The organism is Polaribacter sp. 11A2H, from assembly GCF_011379025.1.
In the GTDB taxonomy this organism is placed as follows: Bacteria; Bacteroidota; Bacteroidia; order Flavobacteriales; family Flavobacteriaceae; genus Polaribacter.
Genome location: NZ_WTLD01000026.1, coordinates 1 through 10,007, shown reverse-complemented (window position 1 = coordinate 10,007; position 10,007 = coordinate 1). Strand labels below are relative to the sequence as shown.

Sequence of the window (10,007 nt, the reverse complement as noted above, 5' to 3'; positions counted from 1 at the left end):
GGTATAAATTAACCTAAAAAAAGGTCAACCTATATCAGGACAATACACGAAATTCAACAAACACCGAAAATGAAAGAAATTAAACAGTTATTATATGGAAAAGTTTCGAAAGAGAAAATGGAATTATTTTCGAAAGAAATTCAATTACTTAATGAAAAATTTGAGTTAAAAGAATCAGAAAAAATCGAAAATAACATCTTAATTAATTGGAATGCTGGAATTAATAAAAATCAAATTAAAATCACAGATTTAGATAAAAAAATTGAAAAAGAAATACTTTCACTTTTTAATCAAATTTATAAATAACTATGAAAAAGATTATACTACTCTTTATTTTTATTATTTCATTTACAAATTACGTTTTTTCACAGAAAATAATTGAAATGAAATACGAAAACGGAATTTATACAATTCCTTGTAAAGTAAATGGAGTTCCAATGAAATTTATATTTGACACTGGAGCTTCAGACGTTTCAATTTCATTAACAGAAGCAAAGTTTTTAATTAAACAAGGTTTGCTTTCAGATAAAGATGTAAAAGGAAAAGTTAAATATAAAATTGCGAACGGAGACATTGAAGAAGGAACTAAAATAATTCTTAAAGAGATAAATATAGATGGATTTCTTTTAAAAAATGTTGAGGCAAGTATTGTTCATCAATTAAACGCACCTTTACTTTTAGGTCAGAGTGCAATTTCTAAATTAGGCACTTTTGAATTAGATGGAAATAAACTAATAATTAAGTCTAATAAAGAAAATAAATATGACTTTTTAGGAATTGACTTATCGAAAGATATTGAAGATTTCGGTTTAAGTCGTGTTAATTTAGAAAATGCAAAACCAATAATTTCAATTGACTTTAATGATTTGAAAATAGATAAAAATCACTTTTTGAAAGATTTTGAGTTTGACAAACAGAAAGTAGTTTTTGGTAAAGATGGAAATATAGCAATGATAGTTTTACAAAAAATATTTTCTGGAAATAATTACGAAAAAGAAAATAAATCTAAAGAAACTTATAAGTCACTAATAAATATTTTAGATTCTAATTTTTGGGTAACAAAAACAAAAAAGACAAGAAATTCAAGTTGGAAATCGAAAAATTTAGAACTTTTACTAAATATTGACAATGATAAATCCATAAACATAGTTTACGTTCCTAAAATTCTAAAGAATATTAATTCAAGATTATTAAACAACGATTCTAAAAATTTGAAACCAATTGATAAGTCTAATAATAAAAAATTAAACGATTTAAGATTAGGCACTGAAAAAATAGTTACCGAAACTTTAGAAAATCAGTCATCAACAAACAAAAGACAATTTGCTCGGATTTTAAATAATAATTTTGAGTTTCATAATGAAATTAAAATAGCTTACGATGGTTCAAAAAAAGAAACAGGAAAGTTAAACGAAATGATTTCATATTATTTAATGTTACAATTTATTTCTTCAAACGAAATGAAAGAATTATTTGTAGACTGTAATTTCGACAACCTAATTTTTAAAATACAAGTAACGAATAAAAATTATGAAAAGACTAATAGTGAAAGAAAGATTTCTGGAAAAAATCTTGAAAAATTAAATGTGCCTTTTTCTGAAAAAGAAATATTAGATATTTTAGAAAAATAACAATGGGCAACACCGTATAAACTTTATTGCTGGTAATCGCTCACTTGGGAAAGTCCTTTAGGACTTTCTTGGTTCGTGTTTTATTTACTAACTTTACTGCTTAAACACGCAACAAAGCTTATACAACAACGTTGTAGTGCATTAAAAAAAGATGAAGATAGACCAAAACATATTAGATGAAATTGAAAATGATTTAACACTTGAAATTGTTGAAAAGAGAGATTACGTACTTGAAAAAATAAGATTAATTCTTAATAGAGAAAGATATTCATTCCAAATGTTCAACGGAAAAGTTGGAGGAAAAAACAACATTTATGTTGATAGTGTAATGACTCAATTTTCTGACTTTAATGATTTTTATAGTCAGTGGTTAAGAGGAGTTATAAACGATTATGAAAAAAGAATAATATACGGTAAAATTGAAGGACACAATGCACAACTTTTACAAGACCCAATATTAGAAGATTTTATACGAATATTTCTAGAAAGAAATTTTTACAGAAACCTAAAAGAAAGAACTAGACTAAAACCAAATGTGGAATTATGGAAAGTTTGGTTTGGATACAATGTTATATTCGGACTATTAATAGCACCAAAAAGAGAGGAAGAAATATGGGTAATCGACAAAAGTGAAATAAGAAGAGCTGACTACGAATATTGGACTATAGGTCATATTTTCAAAGAAGGGTTAATAGATAATTCTTTATCAAAACCTTTTTATATATCAAACCTTGAACAATTCGAATCAATTTATTTATCAATATTTAAGCAACTATCAAATTCTATATATGAAAAACAAATTTGTGAAAAATATATTCAGTATTTAAAACAATCCGAAAATCTTGAATCCGAGCCTTTTCTAATCCCTGAAGTGAGATATTTAGGTCTTGAAAAAAAACACATTTACAGACTTGATTTCACGATTCTTAATCCACATACACAAGAATATATTGGTTTTGAAATTAGTCCAGCTTCATCTCATATGAGTGTGAAAGGTTTTAAAGAAAAACAAAAATTGGTAAATGAAGAATTAAGTGAAAAGTGGCATAAAGAAATGCAAAAAAGAAACGAATATTTTAAAGCCTATGATATTACTACCATAACTTTTACGGAACACGACTTTAATGACATAGATTCTTGTTGGTCAATTTTTGAAAAATATTTAAGTTCTAGGTCAAAAGATAAAACTAGTGTTCAGAATGAACTAAAAAGAATTTCGAAAATATAAAAAACGCACTACAACACCGTATATAATTTATTGCTGGCTTTTTGCCTACTTGCGAAAGTCCTCGCGGACTTTCTTGGTCGGTAATTATTTACTAAATTAGTTGCTTAAACCACGCAACAAACCATATACAACAACGTTGCCAGTAATACCCAAACGAAATGCAGAAAGAAGCAAAAATCACATCAAAAGGAATTAAAAAAGTTTTAAAAAACTACAATCCAGCTTCTTCATTTGCAGAATATGTTTGGAATGGTTTTGATGCAAAAGCAACTAAAATTGAGATAAACTACGACTCAAACGAATTAGGAAGAATTGACTTTATACAAGTTAAAGATAATGGAACTGGAATTGACCTTGATAATATGGGTTTCAAGTTTGACAACTTCTATGATTCTGAAAAATCTATACAAATTCAATCACCTAAACATTCTTCAATTTTACACGGAAAAAATGGAGTTGGTCGATTAACGTTTTTCACTTTTGCAAATGATGCAAAATGGACAACTTATTATGAAAACAAAGGAATTAAAGGAGGTACAATAAGTATTTCGGCTGAAAATTTAAAAGTTTACGACAAAAATTTAGTTAACTCAGATTCAAAGTTTACTGGTACAACAGTATATTTCACAAACTTACTTATTGGTATAGATTACGCTGAACAAGAGTTAACAGCATATTTGAAAAAAGAATTTTGCTGGTTTCTAGAGTTAAATAAAGAGTATTCAATTATTATAAATGGAACACCATTAGATTACTCTGATTTAGTAGCAGACAGAGATTTTTTCGAATTAGAAAATAGCAATAGCGTATTTAAAATAAAATATGTTCAATGGACTGAATCATTAAATAAAGAACATTCTAAATTTTATTTTCAAGATTCTAATGGAAAAGAAATTTATAAAAACTTCACTACTCTAAATAAAAAAGGAGATTATTACTATCATAGTATATATATCGAAAGTGATTTCTTTTCACACTTTGATTTTAGTAAAAATGAAGAAAGCAACCAAGTAAGTTTATTTGCAAAAGCAAAATCTTCAACAGAATACAAATATTTAATTAATAAGCTTAATGAATATTTAAAAAGTAAACGTAAACCTTACTTAAGAGAATATGCAGAAAGATTAGTGTTAGATTACGAATTAGAAGGAATAATACCAAGCTATAACAACTCTTGGGAACAAATTAGAAGCAAAGAACTTAAAGACACAATTATTGGATTATATGAAGTTCAACCTAAAATATTTTCTAATCTAAATTTAGAACAGAAAAAGATATTCGTACAATTTATTGACTTATTACTTGATTCTAATGAAAGAGAAAATATTTTCAAGATAATAGAAGGTGTTACTAAATTAGAACCAGAAGAAAGAGAGGATTTGTCTAATATTTTACACAAGACAAGTTTAAACAGAGTTATAAATACAATTAAGCTAATTGAGGATAGATACAAGACTTATTACCAATTAAAAGAACTTGTATTTAATGAAGAACTTGGAGCTAAAGAAATACCACATTTACAAGATTTAATTGAAAATCACTACTGGCTTTTCGGAGAAGAATATCATTTAGTTACAGCAGCAGAACCAAAGTTTGAAGAGGCTCTAAAAAGATATATCTACAAGACAACAGGAGAAATAACTGACACGAAAATTGACCATATTGATAAAAATAGAGAAATGGATATTTTTGCTTGTAGACAACATCAAAAAGATTCAAAAATAGAAAATATCGTTCTTGAATTAAAACATCCAAAAATCAAATTAGGAGAAAAGGAATATTCTCAAGTAATGAAATACTTAAGTGTAATAAGGTCTAGACAAGAGTTTAATGCACCAAATATGTCTTGGAAATTTTATCTAATAGGTAATAAATTTAATACAAGCCAGTATATCGAAATGCAAATTAAGACTAATAAAAACCACGGAGAAGAATCGTTAGTTTATAACGAAGATGGGAGAATTAAAGTCTACGTTAAAACTTGGAGTCAAATATTTACAGAATTTGAATTAAGACATAATTTTCTTGACAAGAAATTAAAATTAGAAAGAGAAAAACTTTATGAATTAAGTAAAAATGCAGACGAAATTGTTGAAAAATCGAAAAATAATTCAGCAGTTAGTCAAAAAGAAGTTGTAATTCCGAAATAAGTACTACTGGCAACACCGTATATAATTTATTGCTGGCTTCTCGCCTACTTACGAAAGTCCTCGCGGACTTTCTTGGTCGGTAATTATTTACTAAATTAGTTGCTTGAAACACGCAACAAACCATATACAACAACGTTAGCAACAAGCTACAACCAACTCACGAAAGAAAAAATAATGGAAATAGTAAAACCTTATAACGAAATTGATAAAGCTATAATTTCCCTTGACAATGGAGGAAGATTTTATAACCTACTCACCAAAGCAGAAGACGGAATAATTAGTCAAGCAGAATTAGGAAAATTAGGTGGAATTTTCAATGATAAACAGAAAATGATACTGTTTTTAGAATTGTCTATTTCAAAATTAAAAGAAAACGAAAAAGAAATAATTATTTCAAAATTAGACGAGAATTTAAAGAAAGATTATTTAAAGTATAAACCACAAAATTTACTTCCTTCTGAAGTGAATGAAAAAGGAATTTTATCCTCAAATATGGTTTTAACTGGAATTCCTGAATTAATAGATTCAAAATCGGATTTTAATGGTTTTTTAATGATCCCTATTATGGTTGGAAAAGTAATGACCTTTTCATTAATTCCATTAATTGACAATTATGATGTTTATGAATTAAGAGATGAAAAATCTTCAGAAACATTTATAATTGCTCATTCTAAAAGTTCTGAAAAATTACCAAACAAAAAAATGGTTATTGCTGGAGTTTTAAAAGAACTTGAAAAAAATGAAAAAGGTATTAAGAAAAAATTTTTAGAAGCTATTTATCATATTGAAAATTAACAGAAGAAAAGCCTGTTGCTAACACCGTGTAAAAAAAATTGCTAAATTAGTGCTTAAATAAAAGCAGTTGCTTTTTTGCAAACAACAATTTTCCTGCGGAAAATAGCCGTTCACAAAAATCGCAACTTTCATTACACAACAACGTTAGCTGTAATTTAAAAAAACTCATATAATGAAAAATAACATTCTATTTCTATTTCTATTAATTACGATAATCAGTTGTAAGGAAAAAAACGCAAAATCATCAACTAATGAATCAATTCCTAAAGAAACAACTAACGAAAAAATTTACAATGGAACAGGAAACGTAACACAAGGATTAGCGGAAACACAAATTAAAAGTCTTATTTCTTGTAATCAAGGAGGTAGCAGAATTTCAGGAGTTGGAGAAATAAAAGATGATTTAGGAAATAGTTGGACAGTTCCCGGAATTAATCATTTCAACGAATCGACCAAAGCTTCTGATTTATATAATGAATGTAACTCTATAACACCAAATAATCTTTCAGAAATAGATATGAATTCCGTTCCTGTCTTTGAGATAGATTCGGACGGAGAAATCATTACAGGCTATCTTTTTGCGGATAATTATTTTGAACTTTACATTAACGGAAAATTAATAGCAGTTGACCCAATACCTTTTACACCATTTAATTCAAACATTGTAAAATTCAAAGTAAAAAAACCTTATACAATTGCAGTAAAACTAATAGATTGGGAAGAACATTTAGGTTTAGGTTCAGAAAATAATAGAGGAAAAGATTTTCATCCTGGAGATGGAGGTTTTATAGCCAGCTTTAGTGATGGGACTATTACAAATAGTAAATGGAAAGCACAAACTTTTTATACTGCACCTATTAGTGATTTAAGTTGTTTAAGTGAAATTGGAGAAAAAAGAATCTCTTCAAATTGTAGTACAGATGGAGTTGATAATGGAACAGCATTTTACGGTATTCATTGGAAAATTCCAAAAAATAGTTTTGACGTTACTTTCAATGACAGCCAATGGCCAAATGCGACCACATATACTGAAGATGAAATAGGAGTAAATAATAAAAAAGCATATATGAACTTCATAGAAAAATTTAGTGGAAAAGGTGCTGAATTTATTTGGTCTACTAATGTCGTTTTGGATAATGAAGTCATTGTTCGTTACAAAGTGGAATAAAAACTACAGCTAACACCGTATATAATTTATTGCTAGCTTCTCGCCTACTTACGAAAGTCCTCGCGGACTTTCTTGGTCGGTAATTATTTACTAAATTAGTTGCTTAAAACACGCAACAAACCATATACAACAACGTTACCACACATTAAAAGAAATATGAAGAAAATAACCCAAATTCTATGTACTATTTTTTTTTCTCAAATATTAGTAGGACAAAGTTTTGATGATACAAAGATAAGTGCTGAAAAAGGAGATATAATCATGCAATATAGACTTGCTATAATGTATGATTTAGGTAAAGGTACTTTGCAAAATAATAAGAAAGCTTTTTATTGGTATAAGAAAAGTGCTGAACAGGGTTATGCTATAGCTCAATACGACCTAAGTCGTAAATATAAATCAGGAAAGGGTGTACAAATAGATAAAAAAAAAGCTTTTTATTGGTGTAAAAAAAGTGCTGAACAAAAACTTCCCCTTGCCCAATGTTACCTTGGGATAATGTATTATACTGGAGAAGGAATATTAATGAATAAAAAAAAAGCCTTTTATTGGTATAAAAAAAGTGCTGAACAAGGTTATGCTAAAGCCCAGTTAAATATTGCCTATATGTATTATTTTGGGGACGGCACGTTAATGAATAAGAAACAAGCCGCTATTTGGACAAAAAAATCAAGCGAAAATGGTTTTCAAGAAGCTGAAAAGTTTTGGAAGCTAAAAAAACTATGGAAATACTAAAACAATCTTTATTATCTATTTAAATAAACTTATGAAAATAAACAACATATTAATATTACTTTTTATTTTATTTGCATTTTCTTGTAAAAACGAAAAAAATGACGAACGAACAAAAGCAATAGAGTATCTACAAAACGTTGCTAAATCAACAAACATAATAAGTAAACTACCAAGAAAAATAGATGAATACACAATTGCTGAAAAAGTTATTTATGAATCAGGTAAAAGTATGATAACATATAGCTATATATTAACAGATATAACACCTTACGTTGAAAATAAAAGTGAAGTTATAAATTCTCTAAAAAAAATTGAAATTAACCAAATTGAAAAAGCTCAAAAAAACCAAGGGAAAGACAAAGCATATCAACTATTGAAAGTAACAATAAATAGCATTTATAAAGATTCTAAAGGAAAAGAATTTTATAGTTTTAAAATTAAGCCAGAGCAATATATAAAATAGATGATTTCATTAAAAAACAAAAAAGCAGCAATTATTATAGGTTTGTTTTCATTTCTAATGATAATTTATGCGATGATTACAAAAACTTTTTACGGAAATTCTTTGTATTTAAAACAAAGAGGGTACTTAAAAGCTCCTTTAAAATATATTGAAGTCAAATTTTTAGGAATAAAGTTCGACTATGTTAATTTCTTGTTTTTTTTTATTATTACATTAGGAATTGCAATTTATTTATTCATTTACACAGAGGATCAATTAATAAAAAATAAAATAAGAAAACTAACTTTTTTTAATAGGGGAAAAAATAAACATAATAATGAACTATTAAAAGAAAAACAAAATGACTATTCAAATTTTGAAGAAATAAAATTAAAACATAAAGAAAGTGAAACAATAATAACACAAAAAAAAGACAAGAATTTATCTATTGTTTTAAAAATCATTTTTGTTGCATTATTATTCACTTTTTTCATGGCTATAGAAACAGGTTTTTCTCTATGGTTTTTTATTATTTTACCTTATTATTTTTACATATCATTAAAACCAAAATCCAAAGATGAAATATTAATAAAATCTATTTTTTACCCGCTTTTTTTTCTAATAATAATTACTGTGTCACATACTGAGAAAGTTAATTCAATGTATGAAATGCCATTCTTATACAATTTATCAAAACACTTAATATTTTACGTAACTTCTGTTTTAATAATATTTTTTACACAAAAAAGTAGATTTGGAAAATTACCTAAGTTTAATTCAAAAAATCCATTATTTTGGATTTCTTTAATTAGTTTTATAATAAGTTTTTCACATTTTGTTGTAGATAAATACATAGAAAGTATTGTAAAATAAAAAAACGTGTGGTAACACCGTGTATTAAAAATTGCTAAATTAGTGCTTAATTAAAAGTAGTTGCTTTTTTATAAACTTCTATTTTCCTTCGGAAAATAGCCGTTCATTTAAAACGCAACTTTCAATACACAACAACGTTAGCCATAATTAATCAGAATGATAAAAAACGCAATAAATTCATTTTCAGATAATATAAATCAAAAGTTGAAAAATCCATTTTTAGGAACTTTCATAATTATTTGGACAATTAGGAATTGGGAATTTATTTACTCATTATTCTTTTTTGATTCTGAAACAAAGTTAAATGGAAGATTGGAAATGATTAAATCATTTTTCATAGATTACGGAATATTAGAGATTTTAATTACTATTGGATTAACTTTCTTGATTCTTATTATAACTTATGTCCTTCTCAACCTTTCAAGATTAATTATCAACTTTTTTGACAAGATAATAACACCAAAAATTTATAAACTTACTGACGAATCTACGATTGTACTGAAAGAAGATTTTGACAAATTAAAAATTGAAATTAATAGATTAGAAACTAAAGTTCAAGAAGAAAGAGAATTAAGATTAAAAATCCAAAACGAAAACGACAATTTAGAAAAAAGAACTTCTGAACTATTAATACAACCGAAAGAATCCGAAAATAAAAATAACGATAAAATTGACCTTATAATAAATAAATTAAAAAGCAGAAAAGAATTGGAATCATTTCAAGCTGTTGCAGCTGGAACATTAAATGATTATTCATATTCGGCAAATACAGAATATATTAAATTCTTTACGACAATGGGATTAATTAAGAGGTCTACTCATAATGGAGAAGACGATTATTACTATAATTTAACCGAAAATGGAAAAGAAGTTCACGAAAGAATATTATTAGCGGAATAAAACTATGGCTAACACCGTATATAATTTATTGCTGGCTTCTCGCCTACTTACGAAAGTCCTCGCGGACTTTCTTGGTCGGTAATTA

Annotated in this window: 10 protein-coding genes; all 10 read left to right on the top strand. The window is 26.7% G+C overall.

Annotated elements, in window-relative coordinates:
* Positions 1-69: 69 nt before the first annotated feature.
* The 10 genes from GQS58_RS16670 (at position 70) to GQS58_RS16625 (ending at position 9,922) form a co-directional block, all read left to right on the top strand.
* Positions 70-306: a hypothetical protein gene (locus GQS58_RS16670; RefSeq protein ID WP_166388001.1), complete on the top strand. Its 237-nt coding sequence runs from the start codon at positions 70-72 to the stop codon at positions 304-306.
* 77 nt (positions 307-383) lie between these two features.
* The gene (locus GQS58_RS16665) at positions 384-1,631 is read left to right on the top strand and encodes a TIGR02281 family clan AA aspartic protease (RefSeq protein ID WP_166387999.1); all 1,248 of its coding nucleotides are present in this window, start codon (positions 384-386) and stop codon (positions 1,629-1,631) included.
* A 151-nt stretch (positions 1,632-1,782) separates the two neighbouring features.
* Positions 1,783-2,859 carry a topoisomerase II gene (locus GQS58_RS16660; RefSeq protein ID WP_166387997.1) on the top strand — a complete coding sequence of 359 codons (1,077 nt, stop codon included), beginning with the start codon at positions 1,783-1,785 and terminating at the stop codon, positions 2,857-2,859.
* Positions 2,860-3,017: 158 nt separating this feature from the next.
* A complete protein-coding gene (locus tag GQS58_RS16655; protein ID WP_166387995.1) occupies positions 3,018-5,009 on the top strand; it encodes an ATP-binding protein in 1,992 nt (663 codons plus the stop codon).
* Positions 5,010-5,183: 174 nt separating this feature from the next.
* Positions 5,184-5,804 (top strand): hypothetical protein, encoded by a 621-nt coding sequence (locus GQS58_RS16650; protein WP_166387993.1) that lies wholly within the window; start codon positions 5,184-5,186, stop codon positions 5,802-5,804.
* A 172-nt stretch (positions 5,805-5,976) separates the two neighbouring features.
* Positions 5,977-6,972, top strand: a complete 996-nt coding sequence (locus GQS58_RS16645) for a hypothetical protein (protein WP_166387991.1) — start codon at positions 5,977-5,979, stop codon at positions 6,970-6,972.
* Between the two features lie 156 nt (positions 6,973-7,128).
* Complete coding sequence (locus GQS58_RS16640; RefSeq protein ID WP_166387989.1) at positions 7,129-7,707, top strand: tetratricopeptide repeat protein; 579 nt, start codon at positions 7,129-7,131, stop codon at positions 7,705-7,707.
* 31 nt (positions 7,708-7,738) lie between these two features.
* Complete coding sequence (locus GQS58_RS16635; RefSeq protein ID WP_166387987.1) at positions 7,739-8,170, top strand: hypothetical protein; 432 nt, start codon at positions 7,739-7,741, stop codon at positions 8,168-8,170.
* Positions 8,171-8,272: 102 nt separating this feature from the next.
* Positions 8,273-9,022 (top strand): hypothetical protein, encoded by a 750-nt coding sequence (locus GQS58_RS16630; protein WP_166387985.1) that lies wholly within the window; start codon positions 8,273-8,275, stop codon positions 9,020-9,022.
* A 156-nt stretch (positions 9,023-9,178) separates the two neighbouring features.
* A complete protein-coding gene (locus GQS58_RS16625; RefSeq protein ID WP_166387983.1) occupies positions 9,179-9,922 on the top strand; it encodes a hypothetical protein in 744 nt (247 codons plus the stop codon).
* The last annotated feature ends 85 nt before the right edge of the window (positions 9,923-10,007 follow it).